The organism is Streptomyces fuscichromogenes (assembly GCF_014645815.1).
Classification (GTDB): Bacteria; Actinomycetota; Actinomycetes; order Streptomycetales; family Streptomycetaceae; genus Streptomyces; species Streptomyces fuscichromogenes.
Genome location: NZ_BMML01000009.1, coordinates 144,213 through 161,690 on the forward strand (window position 1 = coordinate 144,213; position 17,478 = coordinate 161,690).

Consider the following 17,478-nt stretch of genomic DNA (forward strand, 5'->3'; position numbering starts at 1 on the left):
CACACTTCCCCGACGAGAGACGGTGGGCCCGTGCGGATCGTGACCTGGAACCTGTGGTGGCGCTTCGGCCCCTGGGCCGAACGGCAGAAGGCGATCCTCGCGGTGCTGCGCGAGCTGCGGCCGGACGTGGCTGGCCTCCAGGAGGTGTGGGCCGCGGACGGCGAGAACCTCGCCGGGTGGCTCGCCGGCGAACTCGGCATGCACTGGGCCTGGACCCCCTCCCCGGCCTCCGAGCGCTGGCAACGCCGGATCGAGGAGCCGGGGGTCCAGGTCGGCAACGCGGTGCTCAGCCGGTGGCCGGTGGTGGAGAGCGAGGTGCTGCGCCTGCCGGCGCCCCGGGAACTGGACGACGGCCGCCTCGCCCTCTACACCCGCCTCGCCGCCCCCGCCCACCCCGTCCCCTTCTTCACCGTCCACCTGACCTCGCAGCTGCACCTGTCGGCCGTACGCGTCGAACAGGTCACCGCGCTGGCCGAGTTCGTAGCCGCCCACCGCGCGGGCACCGGCTTCCCGCCCGTCGTCACCGGTGACCTCAACGCCTGGCCGGACTCCGACGAGGTCCGCCGGTTCGCCGGGGTCCGCACCGCACCGGTCGTACCCGGCCAGGTCTTCCTCGACGCCTGGGAGTACGCCGACCCGGCCGCTCCCTCCGCCACCTGGGACAACACCAACCCGTACGTCCACCCAGGCCTCGGCCCCAGCGTCCGCGTCGACTACATCCACGTCGGAGCACCGGCCGGCCCCGGCGGCATCGGCACGGTACTGACCGCACGCCGGGCCGGTGCCGGTCCGGTCGACGGGGTCTGGCCCTCGGACCACGCGGCGGTCGTGGCGGACCTGAGCGACGGCGGCCCTGCGGGGTCACCGTCCGGCGGATGACTTCAGCAGGTCGAGAAGAGCGCCGAAGGCCGCGGGGCCGATGGTGAGGACGGTGCGGGGCGGGTCGGCGTCGGCGAGTCGTATGGCGGTCGGGGTGGTGGATATGTGGACGCAGGCCTCGCCTTCTTGGCAGTACGACGACGTCCGCCATTGGCGCGTGGACATACCGGCTCCTTCACAGGTTCTGGATGATGGCGTGGATCAGGTCCCGGGACTTCGCGGGGCTGAGGGCGATGACTTCGACGACGTCCAGGAGGCGTCGGTACTTCTCCAAGTGGGCCTCGGCGTCGAGCAGTACGGGACCGTGGAACTGGTCGAGTTGCACGGTGTCCAGCTCCGTCACGGTCCCGCACAGGTAGTTGATGGACTGGCCGGATCCCGGGAAGGCTCCGACGTCGAAGGGAAGCACCCGAAGGGTGATGTGGTCCCGCAGGCTCATGTCGATCAGGTGCCTGAGCTGGTGCCGGGCCACCTGCCGACCGCCGACGCGCATGTGCAAGGCTGCTTCGTGGATCACCGTGCTGTACGGATTCGGGTTCTCCCGGAACACCACGTCCTGGCGTTTGATGCGGTGTGAGACCCGGTGCTCGACTTCCGGCGGAGTGGGGGCCGGGATGGCCCGGCTGAAGATCTCCCGGGCGTGCTCACCGATCTGGAGCATGCCCGGAACGTGTGAGGTGAAGGCGGTGCGGATGGCCGTCGCGTGGTGCTCCAGTTCGGCGAGGGTGAGCAGCCCCGACGGAAGTACCTCGCGATAGGCGTCCCACCACCAGCCGCGCGTCTTCTCTGCGGCCATGTCCGCCAGGGCGTCGATGTAGGGCTGGTTCGTGCACGAGTAGATGTGTGCCATCGCCCGGACGCGGTCGGGGCTCACTCCGAACCTGGCCGACTCCACATTGCTGAGTTGACCCGAGCTGGTACCGAGCATCTGCGCGGCCTCGGTGGAGGTCAGGCCCGCCCGTTCGCGGAGTTTGCGCAGCTCGGTGGCGAGTCGGACGCGTCGGGCCGTCGGCGCGGGCCTTGGCGTCATGATTCTTCCTCCTGGCGGACGTACAGCGAGCTTGTCACTCACACGAGGGAGATGAGGCCGAGATCCTTCGAAAGCTCGCAAAGCTGCTTTGCGGGACCTCTATCGTCATTCCTGGGCGCCCCTCCTGGAAGCGCACCGTGGGACGCCACGGCACAGACACCAGGCACCTGTCGAACTCCCCTCAGTGACCGGAGACTTCCGATGGCCACCGTATCCCCGTCCTGGAACTACACCCTGCACCTTCCGCACGATCCACGCGCACCGGGTATCGCACGGGGCACCCTGAGACTGATTCTGGCCGCGCACGAGATGACCGAGCTCACGCCCACCGCGGAGCTCCTGGCCGCCGAACTGCTCGCCAACTCGCACTGTCACACGAAGGGGCCGTACGCCCTCCGCCTCCGCTCGGCCGAGCCCGGCCGGCTCCGGGTGGCCGTGTGGGACACCGACCCGCACGTCCCGCCCGGCTTCTCGAACGCACCCGCCCCGCCGCCCCCGCCCGACGCCGAGCACGGCCGGGGACTGCCCCTGGTGCGGGCCTGCGCGGACACCTGGGGCGCGTCGCGGCTCCATGAACTCGGCAAGCTGCTGTGGGCCGAGTGCGGAGGCGGGGCGGTGGCGTGGTGACCAGGGCCATACTGGGGAGTGGAGCGATGCCCCTTCATCAGGAGCCGATCATGAGCGCACAGTCCGAGCATGGCTGGGGAGCGATGCCGCTGCCGGAGATCCGGACCGTGGACGACCTGCGCAGCGCGCTCAGCCGCTACGGGTTCCCGGGCGATCGCGATCGCTTCGAGGAGGAGCTCGCGGCGGCCATAGGAGCTTCGTCCACCGACGACTTCGCCGGCGCCGCCGCCGTCGTCCGCGCCTACCGGCACCGGGTCCTGATCAGGAACTCGCCCGAGATCATGACGGCGCTGGAGGACGCGCGAGCCGGAGGCGGCGGTACGTGAAGGACATTCCGTTGGAGGAGGCCGAGCCCGCGAGGAAGGCCTTCGGAGATCTGACGGAGGGGGAGCGGGAAATGGTGCGGGATGCGCTGGGCGTGATCGCACGGGACCCGTCGGCCGGCCGCGAGATTCCCGGTTGGCGTCCGCCTTCTGTCGAGTACACGTACACGACACCTCTCGCCCGCGACTCGGCCGAGGCCATCACGGTCGTGTATACGCACACTCCGGGTTTCGGCGTGACCGTCGTCTACTACTTCCGTGATCCGCAGGTCGTGGACTGAACTGTTTCCGGGGAGCCCCGACGGTGCGATGATCGGCCGGTGGACACAGCCGTCACCATCATGCTTTTCGTCACCGGCTTCTTCTGTATCGCCGCCGGCATCACGGTCGCCAAGTGGTTCCGGGTCTTTCCGTGGCTGGCAGGCAAGGTGTCCAGGCCTCGGCTGTGGGGCACCGGGTACGCCTTGTTCGGCGCCGTCGTCCTGTACCACGCGGTGGTCGAACTGGTCCGTGTCGACCCGACGTTGGAACTGGTGATGACGGCAGTGACCACGGTCGTGGTCTTCGTCGCCCTCGGCATGATGTGGATCGCCCGGCCGGGAGGCCCCGAGACGCACTCGCCCGGCCCCGGCGCCACCGACTAGCGGGGTGCGAGCAGTTCCCTACCGGCCGAGGACGGCCAGCTCTTCCCCGGTCAGCCGCAGGGCACCGGCGGCGATGTTCTCCGCGAGGTGCGCCGGGTTCGCGGTGCCGGGAATGGCCAGCACGTGCGGACCGCGGTGGAGGGTCCAGGCGAGCCGCACCTGGGCCGGCGTCGCGTCGTGGGCGCGGGCGACGGCGCGGACGCGCGCGTCGTGCTCCTGGTCTGCGGGCGCCTCGCGCCGCAGACCGGAGACCGCGAAGAACGGGACGAAGGCGATGCCCTGCTCCCCGCACAGGTCCACCAGTCCGCTCTCGTCGGCGCGCCGCCAGTCCAGACCGTAGGAGTTCTGCACGCAGACCACGGGCGCGATCGCCTGGGCCTCGGCCACATGCTCGGGCAGGACGGCGGAGAGCCCGAGGTGCCGGACCAGCCCGGCCTCGCGCAGTTCGGCGAGGGCGCCGAAGTGCTCGGCGATCGAGGCCGTGCGGGGGCCACCGACGCGCAGGTTCACCACGTCCAGGCAGTCCCGGCCGAGCTGTCGCAGGTTCTCCTCGACCTGGCCGCGCAGCTGGTCGGGGCGGGCCCCGTAAACCCATTCCCCGGAGGGATCGCGCGCCGGGCCCACCTTGGTCACCACGACCACGTCCCCGCGCCAGGACGACAGGGCGCGGTTGAGGAGCTCGTTGGCGGACCGCAGCGGCGAGAAGTAGAAGGCGGCCGTGTCGATGTGGTTGACCCCCTGCTCGAACGCGCTGTGCAGCAGGCCGACGGCGACATCGCGGTCGATCGGCGGGCCGTCGGAGTTGCCCATCATGCCGTTGCCCGTCAGCCGCATCGTGCCGTAGCCGATGCGATTCACCTCCAGGTCCCCGAGCCGCCAGGCCCCTGCTGCAGCTGCCGCGTTCACCGTGCTCCTTCGCCTGCCGGTCCGTCAGGTCTTGGAGTATGGGCCGGTCGCGCCCTGTTACGACAGGTCCACGGACTGGGCAGAACGTCACACGTCGATCGGGAACCAACCGCCGACGCATGGCCGTTGAACCTGTCGGAAGAGAACGTCGGGCAGGGGAGAATTCCGAACCTCGCGACGCTGTCTCACCGCCCCAGGAAGATCGGGTTGGTCAGGGCCGCCAAGGCGCCGGGGAGTGGGCCCGCCGCTGTCTCGTGGCGGAGTTCCGCGCGGACGTAGGCCGCGTACGACGGGGTCGTCTGCCATTCGACCACCCCTGATCCGGACACCGGGAGCGGGTCGCTGGTGAGGAGGACGCCCTCGTCGGTGACGAGGCGGACCGTGCAGCGGGGTACGCCGGAGGCCTCCAGGCGGACGGTCACCGGGGTGTCGGGGGCGACGGCGAGGCGTTCGCCGATGCCGGCCTGTTCGCCGCGGCCGCCCGTCGCCGTGAAGGCCAGCGTCACGTTCCTCGACTCGGCGATGTAGGAGCGCCCCGCGCGCAGCCCCGCCTGGATCGCCTCGCGGGTCAGGTCGTCGGCGAGGACGACCGTCTGGGGCATGCCGACCGCGTCGGGATCCCGGTGCGCGTCGCTGTTGCCCATCGCCGGGAGCCACTCCCGGTTGTCGCGCACCGAGGCGACCAGGGCGGCGTCCCACGCGGACAGGGCCACCTCGTCGTCGGGGGTGTAGGGGCCGTTCCACACCTCGACCGCGTCCGCCTCGCCGAACCCGAACTTCCAGGCGCAGCCCACGCAGGTGGCGTGCGGATGCGCCGGTACGACCAGACCGCCGGCCTTGTGGATCTGCTGGGCGAAGCGGCCGAAGCGGTTGTCGCGGGCCCGGTAGCGCCAGTCGACGAAGGTGCCGGGCTCCGTGCCGAGGGCGACGACATGGCCGTTGCGGGTGGTGACCTCCTCGCCGAGCATGATCAGCAGGTCGTCGCCGGCCTGGTCCGCCCAGTGCGGGTGCGAGGAATGGGTGTTGTGGTCGGAGGAGTTGATGAAGTCCAGGCCGGCGGCACGGGCGAGGGCCGCGATCTCGGCCGGGGTGCGGCGGCCGTCGGAGTACCAGGAGTGCAGATGGCAGTCGCCGCGGTACCAGGCGCGACCGCGGCCCTTGGCCCGGGACGGCGGGTAGACCGGGCGGACGGGGGTGCCGGGTTCGCCGTGGGTGAGGGTGATCGTCAGCTCGTAGGCGAGGCCCTGCGGGGCGACCGTGTAGGGGCCGAGGGCGATGTACCAGGTGCCGGCGTCGACCGGGCCGGGGATGTAGCCGGGGGTCGCGTCGTCGGCCCGGACGAAGAACTCCGTGCGGGCGCCGCCCGACCAGCCCCGGAAGCCCCTGCCGCCGAGCCCGGTGCCGTGCTGGTCGAAGATGCCGATGTCGAGCGCGTTGCCCGTGGTGCCGGCCGGGACGCCCGGTCTGTCGTAGGTGTAGGAGACCCTGATCTCCCGTACGCCGGCCGGTACTTCGACCGGTGCGTACACGAAGTCGGGCGAGCCGGGCGGCAGGGTGCCGCTCACCGTCGCCGTCTTCTGGGTCCCCGGGTCCTGGCCGTCCGCCGCCGCCGCGAAGCTCACGGGTCCCAACGTAAGGGCTGCCGCGGCGCCCGTCACGAACAGCGCGCGTCTGCCGATGCCGTGCGTGTCCTCACACATGCCGCTCACTCTCCCTTCTCGACGTGAACTCCCCCGGAACCCGCGCGGACCGGGAATCCACCGGCGTCCGTATGTCATGTGCATAGCCGTGTGAGCGGCGCGACGTGTGATGCCGACCAGTCGGTATGGACAGATCGGGCCACCCCCGGTACAGATGGGGCATGCGCATATCCGTCACGATCTTCCTCACCGACGAGACCATCGCCCCCGTCCGGCTCGCCCGTGAGCTGGAGGCACGCGGGTTCGCCGGGCTGTACCTGCCGGAGCACACGCACATCCCCGTCGAGCGGATCACCCCGTACCCGGCGGGCGGCGACCTGCCCCGCGAGTACGGCCGCACCCTCGACCCCTTCGTCGCCCTCGGCCAGGCCGCCGCCGTCACCGAGGGACTCGGCCTCGGCACCGGCATCACCCTGGTCGCCCAGCACGACCCGATCGACCTCGCCAAGCAGATCGCCACCCTCGACCACCTGTCCGGCGGCCGCTTCACCCTCGGCGTCGGCTTCGGCTGGAACGTCGAGGAGGCCGCGGACCACGGGGTGCGGTGGCGGACCCGGCGCGAGCTGGGCCGGGACCGGATGGCCCTGATGCGGGCGCTGTGGGCGGAGGAACCGACCGCCTACGAGGGGGAGTTCGGGAGCGTGCGGGCGTCGTCCGCGTACCCCAAGCCGGTCCAGAAGCCGCGCGGGCCGGTCGCCGGGCCGCGCACGCTGGTCGGTGGGGCGGCGGGGCCGAAGCTGTTCGCGCACATCGCGGAGTACGCCGACGGGTGGCTGCCGATCGGGGGGCGCGGGCTGACCGAGTCGCTGCCGGTGCTGCGGGGTGTGTGGGCCGACGCGGGACGGGATCCGGCCGCGCTCCAGGTGGTGCCGTACGCGGTCTTCCCGAGCGCCGGCAAGCTCGCGCACTACGCCGAGTTGGGGATCGAGGAGGTCGTGGTGCAGTTGCCTCCGGCGGGGGAGGCCGAGGTACTGGGGGCGCTGGACGCTTACGGGGAGTTCCTCTGAGGGGGGTGCCGCCGAGCTTCCGGGTGCGGGCGCGTTGTGGCTGATCGCGCAGTTCCCCGCGCTCCTTACGGGGCTCAGGGGCGCGGGGAACTGCGCGAGCAACCCCCACGCGCCCGCACCCGGCAACGCACCGCCACCCCCACGGACCCCACCGAACCCGAACGTATGCTCAAAGAATGACGACTTCCGCGACTCCCGGAACCGGCCCCACCGACCGCCCCGGCGGTACCGGCCCCACCGAGAACTCCATGCGTCGCGCCCTGAAACGCGCCCGGGACGGCGTGGCCCTCGACGTTGCCGAGGCCGCCGTGCTGCTCCAGGCGCGCGGTGAGGCCCTGACCGACCTCGCCGCGTCCGCCGCCCGGGTGCGGGACGCGGGTCTCGCGCAGGCCGGCCGGCCCGGTGTCATCACGTACTCGAAGAGCGTCTTCATCCCCCTCACCCGGCTGTGCCGGGACAAGTGCCACTACTGCACGTTCGTCACCGTGCCCGGCAAGCTCCGCCGGGCCGGGCACGGGATGTTCATGTCCCCGGACGAGGTCCTCGGCGTCGCCCGCAAGGGTGCGGCCCTCGGCTGCAAGGAAGCCCTGATCACCCTGGGCGACAAGCCGGAGGACCGCTGGCCGGAGGCGCGGGAGTGGCTCGACGCGCACGGCTACGACGACACGATCGCCTATGTGCGGGCCATCTCCGTGCGGATCCTGGAGGAGACCGGTCTGCTGCCGCACCTCAACCCGGGTGTGATGTCCTGGACGGACTTCCAGCGGCTGAAGCCGGTCGCGCCGTCGATGGGGATGATGCTGGAGACGACCGCGACCCGGCTGTGGTCCGAGCCCGGCGGCCCGCACCACGGGTCCCCGGACAAGGAGCCCGCCGTCCGGCTGCGGGTCCTGGAGGACGCGGGCCGCTCCTCGGTCCCCTTCACTTCCGGGATCCTGATCGGTATCGGCGAGACGTACGAGGAGCGGGCCGAGTCGCTGTTCGCGCTGCGGCGCGTGGCCCGGTCCTATCACGGCGTCCAGGAGCTGATCATCCAGAACTTCCGTGCCAAGCCGGACACGGCGATGCGCGGTATGCCGGACGCCGAACTGGACGAGCTGGTCGCGGCGGTGGCGGTGGCGCGGCTGGTGATGGGGCCGGCGGGCAACATCCAGGCGCCGCCGAACCTCGTCGCCGGCGAGTACGAGCGGCTGATCGGCGCCGGTGTCGACGACTGGGGCGGCGTCTCCCCGCTCACCATCGACCACGTCAACCCCGAGCGGCCCTGGCCGCAGATCGAGGAACTCACCCAGCGGTCGGCGGCGGCCGGGTTCGAGCTGCGGGAACGGCTGTGTGTGTACCCGGAGTTCGTCCGCCGCGGCGAGCCGTGGCTGGACCCCCGGCTGCGCCCGCACGTGGCCGCGCTCGCCGACCCCGAGACGGGCCTCGCGGTCGCGGACGCGGTGGTCGAGGGGCGTCCGTGGCAGGAGCCTGAGGAGGCCTTCACCGCCTCCGGGCGCACCGATCTGCACACCGCCATCGACACCGAGGGCCGTAGCGGCGACCGGCGCGAGGACTTCGACGAGGTGTACGGCGACTGGGGCGCGCTGCGCGAGGCGGCCGCCCCCGGGATGGTGCCGGAGCGCATCGACACCGACGTCCGCCAGGCCCTGGCGAGGGCGGCCGACGACCCCACGAAGCTCACCGACGCCGAGGCCCTCGCCCTCTTCCACGCGGACGGCCCGGCGCTGGACGCGCTGACGGGGATCGCCGACGACGTACGGAAGTCCGCGGTCGGTGACGACGTCACCTACATCGTCACCCGGAACATCAACTTCACCAACGTCTGCTACACCGGCTGCCGCTTCTGCGCCTTCGCGCAGCGCCGCACCGACGCCGACGCCTACACCCTCTCCCTGGACCAGGTCGCCGACCGCGCCCAGCAGGCCTGGGACGTTGGCGCGGTCGAGGTCTGCATGCAGGGCGGCATCCACCCCGACCTGCCCGGCACCGCGTACTTCGACATCGCGAAGGCGGTCAAGGAACGCGTCCCCGGCATGCACGTGCACGCCTTCTCCCCGATGGAGGTCGTCAACGGCGCGACCCGCACCGGCCTGTCGATCAGGGAGTGGCTCACCGCGGCGAAGGAGGCGGGCCTGGACACCATCCCCGGGACGGCCGCGGAGATCCTCGACGACGAGGTCCGCTGGATCCTCACCAAGGGCAAGCTGCCCGCCGCCACCTGGATCGAGGTGATCACCACCGCCCACGAACTCGGCATCCGCTCCTCCTCCACCATGATGTACGGCCATGTCGACCAGCCCCGGCACTGGCTGGGCCACCTGCGCACGCTGGCAGGCATCCAGCAGCGCACCGGCGGCTTCACGGAGTTCGTGACGCTGCCCTTCATCCACACCAACGCGCCCGTCTATCTGGCGGGGATCTCCCGCCCCGGACCGACCATGCGCGACAACCGGGCCGTCACCGCGATGGCCCGGCTCCTCCTGCACCCCTACATCCCCAACATCCAGACGAGCTGGGTGAAACTCGGCGCCGAAGGCGCGGCCGAGATGCTCCGCTCCGGCGCCAACGACCTCGGCGGCACCCTGATGGAGGAGACGATCTCGCGGATGGCGGGGTCGTCGTACGGCTCGTACAAGTCGGTCCGGGACCTGATCGCCGTGGCGGAGGCCGCCGGGCGTCCGGCCAAGCCGCGCACGACGCTGTACGGCGAGGTGCCGGAGGAACGGCAGCGGGCGGCACAGGCCTCCGACGGGCACCTGCCGGAACTGCTCCCGGTGCTGGACTGAGCCGTCGGACGGGCGGGCCGCGCACAGTACGATGATCCGACCCCTGTGCGAATAGGCGGGGGGCCTCATAACGGAGGAGATGCGTACCCGTGGCTGCCCGACTGCTGCCCTCCTGGGTCTGGGTCACCGGTCTGACGGCCGGGGCGACGGTCGCCGTCGTCTTCCTCGCCCTCCAGGCCGACAAGGGGCCGCACCCCACGGCCGCGGCGGTCCGCCCGTCGGCGAGCGCGTCCGCGGGCGCGTCGGCGGGCGCCCACGCCTCCGCGTCACCGGCCCCGGTGAAGGCCCCCGCCGTACCGGCGGCCTCCGGCACCGGCCGCCGGATCGTCTACTCGCTCGGCGCCAAGCGGGTGTGGACGGTCGACGCGAGCGACAAGGCGACCCGCACGTTCACGGTGTGGCCGGGGACGGTCAGTCCCGACCCCGGCACCTACACGATCTCCAAGACCCTGGCGTCCACGACCGGCTCGGACGGCGTCCAGATCGAGCACATCCTCTACTTCGCGTCGAAGTCGGGGCTGTCGGTCGCCTTCTCCAACGCGGTCGACGGCGCCTCCCCGGCGCCCGCCGCCGGCAAGCAGACCAGCGGCATCCGGATGCCCAAGGCGGACGGCGCGGCCCTGTGGACCTTCGGCACGGAGCCGGACACCAAGGTGACGGTCGTCAAGTAGGCCGGACGACCCGCCGAGCGGTCGCCGTCGCGGTCCGCCAGTCCTTCGTCAGCTCGGCCATGGCGGTCTTCTGCCGTGCGGTGAGCAGGGTGTCGGCCAGGCGCTTCCTGATCGCCACGACCTCGGTCGGGATCCGCAGCCGCAGCGCGCAGGTGCCGTCCGCCACCGCGGTCGCGATCTCCCGCTTCCGCAGCGCGGGGGTGGCGCCGGACCGCGCGTACGACGCCCTGAGCCCGGCCTGGGCGTCGCCCGGCTGCGCGTAGTGGTAGCCCTTGGCCGCCATGCACGTGCTCCACTTCCGCATCAGGGCCAGGTAGGCGGCGTCGCGCTGGACCGGGCGGGTGAGCGTGGCGTTCAGGTTCTGGGGGACGACCGCCAGTTCGGCGTAGGTGGTCAGGCTGCCGTACAGACGCCTGCGGCTGTCCGCCTCGCAGCCCTTCACCGAGAACTCCAGGGAGCCCTCCGACATGCGGAACGTGCGCAGGTCGGAGGTGGAGCCGCGCAGGGCCGTCATGTAGGCGGCCGCCTCGGCGGTGGGCAGGCGCCGGACGTAGGCGTCGTTCGCCGAGGCCGCGTTCGCCGAGGCCGCGTTCGCCGAGGCCGCGTTCGGCGCGGCCGTGTTCGCGGTGCCGCCGGTCGAGGTCGGCTTTCCGCTGGTGGCCGCGTACTGCGCGTACAGCCCGTAGCCCTGGCTGCGTCGCCGCGGGAGGTCCACCTGGGCGCTCGGGCCGGTCGCGGACGCCGACGCCGGGTCGACGACCACGTAACGGAGTCCCTTGGCCGTCATGCAGGAGGCGATGAGCTGGGACTCCGCGCGGGTCAGTGACTTCTCGGCGGCCGGGTAGGTGCCGGAATAGGTCAGCAGGTCGAGACCGGCCGGTGCGATCGCGGGGGCCCGGGTGGCATGCGGCGCGGAGGCGGGTCCCGCGCAGCCCGTGAGGACGAGGGCGACCGCGGCGGCACAGGCGAGGAGGCCACCGGTTCCGGGCGTACGGACGGGGCGTGTGGAGGCCGTCGGCATCGTGGAGGATCTCCTGCGACTCGGGGCGGGCGGGCGGGGTCGGAACCCCGGCCGCCCGCCTGGTTGTTACGGGGACCGGAACCGGGGCTGGAACCGAGGCCGGGACCGGGGCCGGGGCGCGGTCAGGGCGCCACCCACGAGTTGGACGAGATGACGTCGTTCCAGGCGGCGCTCAGGTCGCCGCCCACGCCCCTGTCGATCACTCCCGAACTGCCCGAGTAGCCGGCGTCGGTGTACACCACGGCGTTGTCGTTCACGCCGTCGTTGTAGATCGACGAGGCGCAGTCGTTCCACGTCCCGGTCTGGCACGTCGAGTGGGAGAAGGCGGTCCAGTTGGTGTTCGACCCGGACAGCTTGCCCGGCCCGTCGCTGTAGCCGATGTTGACCCAGAAGCAGAGGTAACCGGCCGAGCAGCCGGAGGGGACAGCCGCGGGCGTGGCGACCTGGGCGGAGAGGGCCGACGACGTGGAGCCGGCGATGACGGAGCTTCCGGACGAGTCGGCGGCCGCGGTGCCGACCGCGGTTCCGAGCAGCAGGACGACGCCCGCCGCGACGGCTGACATTCTCTTCATTTTCTCGCTCCCTGAACGGTGACTGAGCAGGGTGAATGGCATGGACGGGATTCACGGTGTCAGAGGCGTCCACCGGTGGCCATGATGTGCGGCGTGGCCTTAAAGGCGCAGGTCAACAGGGAGGAATGAGTTACTCCACAAGTTTTTCGGGTTTCGTGGTGTTCAGCGGCGGACGGGTCTGGTCATCCTGGGACGAACAGGCCCCGGACCAGGGCCCGTGGGGGTGGGGGGACCGCCATGCTCCGCATTCGTTTCACGGACGCCGACCTTGCCCGGACCCGCGTGGTCCACGAGCCGGACCCGCTGTGGGAGGTCGGGCAGAGTCTGCACCGCTTCCAGACCCGGCAGGGCCGCTGGGCCTACGCGCACTGGTACCGGGGCACCTGCCAGCGCTTACGGGAGAGCGGCCAGCAGCGGGTCCTGCGGGAGATGCTGGTGCCGCTCTTCCGCCGCGGCCCCTACTACCCGGACTTCCTCAACCCGGCCGAGGCGTCCGAGGGCCTGGCGGCCGGACTGGAGGCCGTCCTGGCCACCCCGCCGCGCCGGGTACTGGCCGAGTTGCTGACCCTCGCCGGGGTCTCGGGCGCACCGCCCTGGGTGCCGGAGCTGGTCCGCCCGGACGGCCGCCGGGAGCTGGTCCGGGCGCTGCGGGACTACCACGCCACCGCGATCGCCCCCTACGGCGAGGAGATCCAGGCGCGCATCGACGCGGACCGGGTGATCCGGTGCCGGGCGCTGCTGGACGGCGGCGTCGAGGCCCTGCTCGACGGCCTGGGGCCGGACATCCACTGGCGGCGGCCGGTCCTCTACGTCGGCCATCCCACCGTCGACCGGGACATCCGGCTCGACGGGCGGGGCCTGAAGCTCGTACCGTCCTACTTCTGCTGGCAGACCCCGGTCCCGATCGCCGACCCCGCCATGGACCCGGTCCTCGTCTACCCGCTGCACCAGCAGCCGAGCCCCGTGCAGAGCGCCGGCGCCTCCCTGACCTCGCTGCTCGGCCGCACCCGGGCCATCGTGCTGCGCGCGGCCGCCGCCGGCGCGACCACCGGCGAACTCGCCCGGGTCGCCGGGGTCTCCGCGTCCTCGATCAGCCAGCACACCACCGTGCTGCGCGACGCGGGCCTGATCACCAGCCAGCGGCAGGCCGCGAGCGTCCTGCACACCCTGACCCCGCTCGGCGCGTCCATGCTCCGCGCGAACCTCGGCTGACGAGGCCCGGACCGCTCAGTCGTCCGCGGCCGACCGCTCCGACAGCTGTACGACGACGAGCGCGAGCCCGGTGAGCACCAGCACCCGGGTCGCCGCATCCAGTCCGTTCCAGGTCTTGGACTGCCACATGGAGAACCACTCACCGCCGATCCCGATGAACCCGGCGCCGAAGAGCAGTACGAGCATCAGCAGGCCGTAGGTGGAGACGCGCCGCGCGCGGACGTCGTCGCGGCGCGCCCACAGCCAGGTCCCGGCGATCAGCACGAGCGCGGCCACCGTCTCCCACACGATGACGGCGACATAGGCGGCGTTCTCAAGTCCCTTGTCGGTCACGGCCCGCCACATCAGGTCGTCGTCCTTGAACGTGGTATCCATGGCCAGCACATGCTGGACGAAGGCCTGGTTGGTACCGAAGTCGGTGATGTTCCCGAAGGCGACGAGGGTGATGTAGAGAGCGACCGTGCCGGTGAGAACGGCGGCGGCGAGCGGGAGCGCGCGAGGCGCATAGGGGGTGGACATGCCAACCTCCTTCCCCGGCCCGGCTGTTCACACCCTCTGTTCGGCAGCCGTCGGGCGACCCGACGCCGACCCGCTTCGCGTTCTTCGAGAGTTCGGAGAAGGCGACCGTGGGGGTGGGCACGGGCCTCTGCCAGACTTGGTGTGGACCGGCTGCGGGGGTGGTGCGGATGGGGTCGACAAGGCCGTCGATGCAGGAGCTGATCGGGCGTCGGCGCAGGGCCGGGTTCGTGGGGCGGGTCGACGAGCGGGCCGCGTTCCGGCGGAACCTGGAGCTGCCGCCGGAGGACGAGCGGCATCGGTTCCTCTTCCATGTGCACGGTGACGCGGGCGTCGGAAAGACCTGCCTGGTGAGGGAGTTGCAGCAGATCGCCCAGGAGGCGGGCGCGCTGACCGCGTACGTGGACGAGGGCACGGCGGGCAGCGTGCCCGAGGCGATGGACGCGATGGTCCGTCAGTTCGGTGACCGGGGGAGGCGGTTCAAGGAGCTGGAGCGGCTGCTGACCGCGCACCGGGAGCGGCGGCACGAGGCGGAGGCCGCCCTGGCGATGGGCGACCCGGAGGACCGGGAGGGGCCGTCGGCGGGGAGCCTGGCCGTGGCGCGGGCCGCGCAGGTGGGACTCGGGATGGTCCCGGTGGCCGGCGCCTTCGCCGCCGCCCTGGACACGGACCGGCTCGCCCAGGGCGCCGACCGGCTCCGGGCCCGCTTCCGCAGCCAGGAGGACGTCCAGCTGGTGCTCTCTCCCGAGCAGGTGCTGACCCCGGTGCTGCTGAGCGAGCTGGCCGGCGCGGCCGGCACGGTCCCCTGGATCGTCCTCCTCCTCGACACCTACGAGCGCACCGGCCCGTTCCTGGGCCCCTGGCTGCACGACATCATGACCACCGACCGCTACGGCACCCTCCCCGCCAACACCGTCGTGGTCACCTCCGGCCAGCACCCCTTCGACACCGCCCGCTGGGGTGGCTTCGCGGACTTCATGACCGACCTCCCGCTCGGCCCGTTCACCGAGTCGGAGGCGCGGGGACTGCTCGCCGACAAGGGGGTACGGGACGAACCGGTGGTCGCGGAGGTGCTCCGGCTCACCGGCGGCCTGCCGGTGCTCGTCACCGCCCTCGCCGAACAGCGCCCCACCGACCCGGACGACGTGGGCGACCCCAGCGCCACCGCCGTGGAACGCTTCCTGAAGTGGGAGCCCGATCCGGCCCGCCGGTCGGTGGCACTCGCCTGCGCCCTGCCCCGACGCCTCGACCTGGACGTCTTCCGGACCGCCGTGGACTGCCCGGACGAGGACGCCGACGCGCTCTTCGACTGGCTGCGCGGCCTGCCGTTCGTCACCGAGCGACCCGACCGGCTGACCTACCACGACCTGGTCCGGGACGCGATGCTCCGACTGCGCCGACGGCACTCGCCACGCGACTGGAGACGGGAGCACGAGAGACTGGCGGAGGCCTACGGCGGCTGGCGCGAGGAGGCGGCGCAGGGCCTGCTCCCCGGCACGGAATGGGACCACCGGGCGTGGCGCGAACTCCTGCTGGAGGAGACGTACCACCGGTTGTGCGCCCGGCCGCAGACCGCTGTGCCGGGAGCGCTGAACGCCTTCCTGCCGGCCTGCGCCGCGGATCCGGCGGTCGGCCGCCGCTGGGCGGCCATGATGACGGAGGCGGGCGTCACCGCCGACGCCCCGGCCGTACGGGACTGGGGCCGGCGCCTGAGCGAGGCCCTCGCCGACGGGGTGGCCGGGGCCATGGACCTGCTCCTCGCCCGGCCCGGCCTGGACAGCGGCAGCCGGGCCCTGGCACATGTCCTCCGGGGCCGGGAACTACGCACCACAGGAGACTTTCCCCGCTCCCTGGCCGAGTACGACCGGGCGATCGACCTGGATCCGGAGCGGCCGACGGCCTACTACGGCCGTGGTCTGTGCCACCGGGCGCTGGGCGCCTTCGACGGCGCCCTCGCCGATCTGGACCGCGCGGACGAACTCGCCCCCGACACCGCGCTGTACATCGCGGCCCGGGGCGAGACCCACCGGATGGCGGGCCGGTTCACCGAGGCGCTGGCCGACCTGGACCGGGCCGTCGTCCTGGAACCGGCCGACGCGAGCACCCTGGCCTCCCGGGCGGTGTGCCGACACGCGTTGGAGCAGTACGACGCGGCCCTCGCCGATTTCGACCGCGCGCTGAGCCTCAACCCCGGGCATCTGTGGGCGCGGGTGCGCAGGGCGCGGCTGCGCGGCGCCCGGGGTGAGTGGGCCGAGGCCTTCGCCGACCTCGACGAGACGGTCCGGCGTGCGCCCGACCGGGCCTGGCTCGCCTCCGAGCGCGGCGACGCGTACCGGCGAGCGGGCCGCTTCACGGACGCGGTCACCGAACTCACCCGGGCCGTCACCCTGCTGCCCGACTACCCTTCCGCCCTCGCCGGCCGAGGCGCGGCCCTCCATGAACTGGGCCGCACCGAGGAGGCCTTGACCGACCTCGACCACGCCATCGAGCTGGACCCCGACTTCACCTGGGCACGGGAGGTACGCGGCCGGCTCAGTGCCGGATGACTCCGACGAACGCCGACCATGCGCCGTCGGCGAAGGCGAGCGTGGCCCTGTCCTTGTCCTTGGAGTCGCGGACGTGGACGGTGGGGGTCGGGGTGGCGGGGGATATGGCGACCTCGACGCAATCGGGGCCGTCGTTGCCGCTGTAGCTGCTCTTGAACCAGTTCAGTGCGGAGTTCATTTCTCTTCTCCCAGAACCTTCTCGATGAACGCCAGGGACTCTCGTGGCGGTAGAGCCTGCGCCCGGATCATTCCATAGCGCATTTCCAGGATCTGGGCCTCTCGGGGATCGCTGATCACCCGGTCGTGCAACTGACCCTCGGAGTGCCCCAAGGTCTTGCCGTTCGGAAGTTTCAGGACGCGGAACGAGCCCATCACGCCTGCGTGGTCCTCACGGTCCATCGGCATCACCTGGATCTCCACGTGACGCAACGTGCCGATGTCCAGAAGCTGTTGGAGCTGGTGTCGCAGGACCATTCTCCCTCCGAGCGGGCGCCGTAGCGTCAGCTCTTCCAGTACGAAGGTGATCGCCGGTCGCGGTACGCGATCGAACACCGCCTTGCGTGCCATGCGTGCGGCGACGTGGCGGTCGACCTCCTCGTCCGTGTAGGCGGGTCGGCGCATGGCGTACAGGGCCTGTGTGTACTCCGGTGTTTGCAGCAGGCCGTGGATCTGAAGGCTTGCGTACGCGCCCAGCTCGACTGCTTCTGACTCCAGCTTCGCCAGATCCCGGACCTTCTTCGGATACCGAGCCCGCTCCACGTCCTCCTTCATGAACGCGAGCTTCCCGCCCGCGCCCAACACCTCATCGGCCTTCTCCAAGAAGTCCGGCCTGGGGATCCGCCGCCCCCGCTCCACGGCCGACACCATCTCCTCGCTGTAGCCGATGGCGGCCCCGAGTTCGCCCTGCCGCATCCCGGCGGCCTCCCGCCACACCTTGATCTGCCGTCCGACCGCCCTGAGTACGGCCTCGGCCTCCTCGTCCTCCACACCCGCTCCCTCCGACGTACGACCCGTACGGCTCCGACCGGCGCCCGG

Annotated in this window: 19 protein-coding genes; 10 read left to right on the forward strand and 9 right to left on the reverse strand. The window is 71.9% G+C overall.

Annotated features, from left to right (window positions below; genetic code table 11):
• Positions 1-30 precede the first annotated feature (30 nt).
• On the forward strand, positions 31-879 hold the full coding sequence (locus IEZ11_RS21105) for an endonuclease/exonuclease/phosphatase family protein (RefSeq protein WP_229713241.1): 849 nt from the start codon (positions 31-33) through the stop codon (positions 877-879).
• Here IEZ11_RS21105 and IEZ11_RS21110 read toward each other — a convergent pair.
• Together IEZ11_RS21110 and IEZ11_RS21115 are read right to left on the reverse strand one after the other, a co-directional pair.
• The gene (locus tag IEZ11_RS21110; protein WP_189264376.1) at positions 862-1,044 is read right to left on the reverse strand and encodes a DUF397 domain-containing protein; all 183 of its coding nucleotides are present in this window, start codon (positions 1,042-1,044) and stop codon (positions 862-864) included. The genes IEZ11_RS21105 and IEZ11_RS21110 overlap by 18 nt on opposite strands.
• 10 nt (positions 1,045-1,054) lie before the next feature.
• Positions 1,055-1,909 carry a Scr1 family TA system antitoxin-like transcriptional regulator gene (locus IEZ11_RS21115; protein WP_189264377.1) on the reverse strand — a complete coding sequence of 285 codons (855 nt, stop codon included), beginning with the start codon at positions 1,907-1,909 and terminating at the stop codon, positions 1,055-1,057.
• A gap of 201 nt (positions 1,910-2,110) precedes the next feature.
• Between IEZ11_RS21115 and IEZ11_RS21120 the strand changes: the two genes are divergently transcribed.
• The 4 genes from IEZ11_RS21120 to IEZ11_RS21135 are packed head-to-tail and all read left to right on the forward strand — an operon-like array spanning position 2,111 to position 3,503.
• Positions 2,111-2,536, forward strand: a complete 426-nt coding sequence (locus tag IEZ11_RS21120; RefSeq protein ID WP_189264378.1) for an ATP-binding protein — start codon at positions 2,111-2,113, stop codon at positions 2,534-2,536.
• Between the two features lie 50 nt (positions 2,537-2,586).
• Positions 2,587-2,862, forward strand: coding sequence for a hypothetical protein (locus tag IEZ11_RS21125; protein WP_189264379.1), 276 nt, complete (start codon positions 2,587-2,589; stop codon positions 2,860-2,862).
• Entirely contained in the window at positions 2,859-3,140 is a 282-nt protein-coding gene (locus tag IEZ11_RS21130) for a hypothetical protein (protein ID WP_189264380.1), read from the forward strand. Before IEZ11_RS21125 ends, IEZ11_RS21130 begins: the two co-directional genes overlap by 4 nt.
• A 39-nt stretch (positions 3,141-3,179) precedes the next feature.
• A complete protein-coding gene (locus IEZ11_RS21135) occupies positions 3,180-3,503 on the forward strand; it encodes a hypothetical protein (protein WP_189264381.1) in 324 nt (107 codons plus the stop codon).
• Between the two features lie 18 nt (positions 3,504-3,521).
• On the opposite strand, the gene IEZ11_RS21140 is transcribed toward IEZ11_RS21135, so the two are convergent.
• Both IEZ11_RS21140 and IEZ11_RS21145 read right to left on the reverse strand, forming a co-directional pair.
• Positions 3,522-4,409, reverse strand: coding sequence for an oxidoreductase (locus tag IEZ11_RS21140; protein ID WP_189264382.1), 888 nt, complete (start codon positions 4,407-4,409; stop codon positions 3,522-3,524).
• Positions 4,410-4,594: 185 nt separating this feature from the next.
• Entirely contained in the window at positions 4,595-6,109 is a 1,515-nt protein-coding gene (locus IEZ11_RS21145) for a CehA/McbA family metallohydrolase (protein ID WP_189264383.1), read from the reverse strand.
• Positions 6,110-6,270: 161 nt separating this feature from the next.
• Here IEZ11_RS21145 and IEZ11_RS21150 point away from each other — a divergent pair, with 161 nt between their 5' ends.
• The 3 genes from IEZ11_RS21150 to IEZ11_RS21160 all read left to right on the forward strand — a co-directional run bounded on the left by IEZ11_RS21150 (position 6,271) and on the right by IEZ11_RS21160 (position 10,576).
• The gene (locus IEZ11_RS21150) at positions 6,271-7,116 is read left to right on the forward strand and encodes an LLM class F420-dependent oxidoreductase (protein ID WP_189264384.1); all 846 of its coding nucleotides are present in this window, start codon (positions 6,271-6,273) and stop codon (positions 7,114-7,116) included.
• Positions 7,117-7,292: 176 nt separating this feature from the next.
• Positions 7,293-9,905, forward strand: a complete 2,613-nt coding sequence (locus tag IEZ11_RS21155) for a bifunctional FO biosynthesis protein CofGH (RefSeq protein WP_189264385.1) — start codon at positions 7,293-7,295, stop codon at positions 9,903-9,905.
• Positions 9,906-9,994: 89 nt separating this feature from the next.
• Positions 9,995-10,576: a hypothetical protein gene (locus IEZ11_RS21160; RefSeq protein ID WP_189264386.1), complete on the forward strand. Its 582-nt coding sequence runs from the start codon at positions 9,995-9,997 to the stop codon at positions 10,574-10,576.
• Here IEZ11_RS21160 and IEZ11_RS21165 read toward each other — a convergent pair.
• Positions 10,569-11,597 (reverse strand): hypothetical protein, encoded by a 1,029-nt coding sequence (locus tag IEZ11_RS21165; RefSeq protein WP_189264387.1) that lies wholly within the window; start codon positions 11,595-11,597, stop codon positions 10,569-10,571. The two genes, IEZ11_RS21160 and IEZ11_RS21165, sit on opposite strands and share 8 nt — an antisense overlap.
• A 122-nt stretch (positions 11,598-11,719) precedes the next feature.
• Complete coding sequence (locus IEZ11_RS21170) at positions 11,720-12,169, reverse strand: peptidase inhibitor family I36 protein (protein ID WP_189264388.1); 450 nt, start codon at positions 12,167-12,169, stop codon at positions 11,720-11,722.
• 237 nt (positions 12,170-12,406) lie between these two features.
• On the opposite strand from IEZ11_RS21170, the gene IEZ11_RS21175 reads away from it, so the two are divergent.
• Positions 12,407-13,381, forward strand: coding sequence for an ArsR/SmtB family transcription factor (locus tag IEZ11_RS21175; protein ID WP_189264389.1), 975 nt, complete (start codon positions 12,407-12,409; stop codon positions 13,379-13,381).
• 15 nt (positions 13,382-13,396) lie between these two features.
• Here IEZ11_RS21175 and IEZ11_RS21180 read toward each other — a convergent pair whose 3' ends face one another.
• Positions 13,397-13,900: a DUF2165 domain-containing protein gene (locus IEZ11_RS21180; protein ID WP_189264390.1), complete on the reverse strand. Its 504-nt coding sequence runs from the start codon at positions 13,898-13,900 to the stop codon at positions 13,397-13,399.
• 188 nt (positions 13,901-14,088) lie between these two features.
• On the opposite strand from IEZ11_RS21180, the gene IEZ11_RS21185 reads away from it, so the two are divergent.
• Entirely contained in the window at positions 14,089-16,443 is a 2,355-nt protein-coding gene (locus IEZ11_RS21185; protein WP_229713243.1) for a tetratricopeptide repeat protein, read from the forward strand.
• Here IEZ11_RS21185 and IEZ11_RS21190 read toward each other — a convergent pair.
• Positions 16,430-16,621 (reverse strand): DUF397 domain-containing protein, encoded by a 192-nt coding sequence (locus IEZ11_RS21190; protein ID WP_189264392.1) that lies wholly within the window; start codon positions 16,619-16,621, stop codon positions 16,430-16,432. The genes IEZ11_RS21185 and IEZ11_RS21190 overlap by 14 nt on opposite strands.
• Positions 16,618-17,430 (reverse strand): helix-turn-helix domain-containing protein, encoded by an 813-nt coding sequence (locus IEZ11_RS21195; protein WP_189264393.1) that lies wholly within the window; start codon positions 17,428-17,430, stop codon positions 16,618-16,620. The genes IEZ11_RS21190 and IEZ11_RS21195 overlap by 4 nt, the downstream gene beginning before the upstream one ends.
• Positions 17,431-17,478 lie beyond the last annotated feature (48 nt).

Coding starts and splice junctions, on each gene's coding strand:
- IEZ11_RS21110 (WP_189264376.1), bottom strand. CDS start 1,044: ATGTCCACGCGCCAATGGCGGACGTCGTCGTACTGCCAAGAAGGCGAG.
- IEZ11_RS21115 (WP_189264377.1), bottom strand. CDS start 1,909: ATGACGCCAAGGCCCGCGCCGACGGCCCGACGCGTCCGACTCGCCACC.
- IEZ11_RS21120 (WP_189264378.1), top strand. CDS start 2,111: ATGGCCACCGTATCCCCGTCCTGGAACTACACCCTGCACCTTCCGCAC.
- IEZ11_RS21125 (WP_189264379.1), top strand. CDS start 2,587: ATGAGCGCACAGTCCGAGCATGGCTGGGGAGCGATGCCGCTGCCGGAG.
- IEZ11_RS21145 (WP_189264383.1), bottom strand. CDS start 6,109: ATGTGTGAGGACACGCACGGCATCGGCAGACGCGCGCTGTTCGTGACG.
- IEZ11_RS21150 (WP_189264384.1), top strand. CDS start 6,271: ATGCGCATATCCGTCACGATCTTCCTCACCGACGAGACCATCGCCCCC.
- IEZ11_RS21155 (WP_189264385.1), top strand. CDS start 7,293: ATGACGACTTCCGCGACTCCCGGAACCGGCCCCACCGACCGCCCCGGC.
- IEZ11_RS21165 (WP_189264387.1), bottom strand. CDS start 11,597: ATGCCGACGGCCTCCACACGCCCCGTCCGTACGCCCGGAACCGGTGGC.
- IEZ11_RS21170 (WP_189264388.1), bottom strand. CDS start 12,169: ATGAAGAGAATGTCAGCCGTCGCGGCGGGCGTCGTCCTGCTGCTCGGA.
- IEZ11_RS21175 (WP_189264389.1), top strand. CDS start 12,407: ATGCTCCGCATTCGTTTCACGGACGCCGACCTTGCCCGGACCCGCGTG.
- IEZ11_RS21180 (WP_189264390.1), bottom strand. CDS start 13,900: ATGTCCACCCCCTATGCGCCTCGCGCGCTCCCGCTCGCCGCCGCCGTT.
- IEZ11_RS21185 (WP_229713243.1), top strand. CDS start 14,089: ATGCAGGAGCTGATCGGGCGTCGGCGCAGGGCCGGGTTCGTGGGGCGG.
- IEZ11_RS21190 (WP_189264392.1), bottom strand. CDS start 16,621: ATGAACTCCGCACTGAACTGGTTCAAGAGCAGCTACAGCGGCAACGAC.